Annotated in this window: 2 protein-coding genes; both read right to left on the bottom strand. The window is 40.6% G+C overall.

Going from position 1 to position 1,707, the window contains the following annotated elements; all coding sequences use genetic code 11:
• The coding region (locus DEU29_RS13905) for a site-specific integrase (RefSeq protein ID WP_166635931.1) at positions 1–406 on the bottom strand (406 nt) is incomplete at its 3' end.
• Positions 407–505: 99 nt separating this feature from the next.
• Positions 506–1,573, bottom strand: a complete 1,068-nt coding sequence (locus DEU29_RS13900) for an RNA-guided endonuclease TnpB family protein (protein ID WP_133541007.1) — start codon at positions 1,571–1,573, stop codon at positions 506–508.
• Positions 1,574–1,707: the final 134 nt, after the last annotated feature.

Below are 1,707 nucleotides of genomic sequence, written 5' to 3'. Positions count from 1 at the left end.
AGTTAGTAATAGACTTGTTGTCGATAGCATCAACATCACTAACTCTTGAGTGGTAATCATAAAATGCTGTAACGGCAGTAACGATTGTATTAATTGTTCGTTCTGTACGAATTGATTGCGATTGCCTTAACAATTCAACATTGTCACATCGTCCTTTTTTTAAGAAAGAAATGAACTGCGACATCTGTTTTAATCCAACATCAGACCATTGAATGTTAGATTGAGATAAGAACAACCAGAACTCTTTTAAATGAAAAGCGTATGATCTAACTGTATTTGGGGATTTACCTATTGAGTGTAAATATCTTAAGTATGAATCAATCTCTTGAATTGGCATGAAGTCTTCACCCAACACCAACCAGAAATCTTGAGAACCACCACTAATTTTTACTTTTTGGACTTTCATTAGGCTATCTCATACATTGTAGAATTGTACTAGATAGTGATTCTATATAGATGGATATGCTTTGTAAATGATTCCTTATTTACTTTGTAGAAGAAATAATTATTGTAGTAGATAACTATCTATATCCGTCGTTCCGCAAGAGGGGCAATCCCATGTGCGAACCGATAACGGCATTTCTTCCATTTTATGACCGCAACAATGGCAAGTCTTTGAGCTGGCGTACCACTGGTCGAGCTTGACTAGGTATTTACCTTGCTCTTTCAGTTTGTACTCCAGTTTATTGACAAAGGTGTGCCATGCGGCATCCGCTATGTGTTTTGCCAGTTTGCGGTTTTTCATCATATTTGCTGATTTCAATGTCTCAACTATCACCGCTTGGTTTTCGTCAACGAGAGTTCGAGAGAGTTTGTGTTGAAAATCAGCGCGAGCGTTAGTGACCCTTTCATGGCATTTCGCCACAAGCAAACGAGCTTTCGCTCGATTAGCACTGCCTTTTGCTTTTCTGGATAACTGACGCTGCTTACGTCTGAGATTCCTTTCAGCACGCTTTACAAATCTTGGGTTGGCTCTTTTTCTACCATTTGACTCAATTGCAAAGTGAGATAACCCCAGGTCAATGCCTGTTACCTTACTCACCGTTTGAAGTGGGTTAGGTGCTTTCACTCCATCATCCACAAGGATAGAGGCGTAGAATTTGCCAGTTTTACTCAGGCTCACTGTAATGCTTTTAACTGTTCCCGAAATTTCACGATGGATATTCGCTTTTACAGGCTTCATTTTCGGGAGTTTGATTGCGTCATCTAGCACTTTTACACCCACACAGTGATAGCTCGACTGCTTGCCATGTCTGCGTTTGAATTGTGGGTATCTCGCCTTTAGCTTCGGATTAAAGAAGTTATCGAAGGCTCGATGCAGATTGATCACGGATTGTTGCAAAGCAATGGCGTCATATTGCTTCAGCCAATGGTATTTTCGTGATTTTTTAGCAACAGCAAGCAGTGGTTTTATATCCTTTTTTGGACTCAGTGTGACACCATGCTTGCGATACATGTGAGACTTTAAATACAACGCTTTGTTATACGCAAAACGCACGGCACCAAACTGAGCAATCAAAAACTCAGCTTGTTCGGGCGTTGGATAGATGCGTACTTTCGTTGCTTTTAACATAGTAAGTAGACGCTGTATTTATATACAGTATAATTACACGCGCCTTTATCTGAGTCAAGGTCGCAGACTGACTATAAAACCTACGCCTTATATCCCCGCCCTCATCGGGCGAGGGTTTACGGCGAAACTGCTAA

The organism is Idiomarina aquatica (genome assembly GCF_004362895.1).
Classification (GTDB): Bacteria; Pseudomonadota; Gammaproteobacteria; order Enterobacterales; family Alteromonadaceae; genus Idiomarina.
Note: the sequence above shows the minus strand (reverse complement) of the source record. Positions and strands in the feature narration are given on the sequence as shown.

What these genes read in the sequence shown, in the direction of transcription:
- DEU29_RS13900 (WP_133541007.1), bottom strand. Translation starts at nt 1,573, where the DNA reads ATGTTAAAAGCAACGAAAGTACGCATCTATCCAACGCCCGAACAAGCT.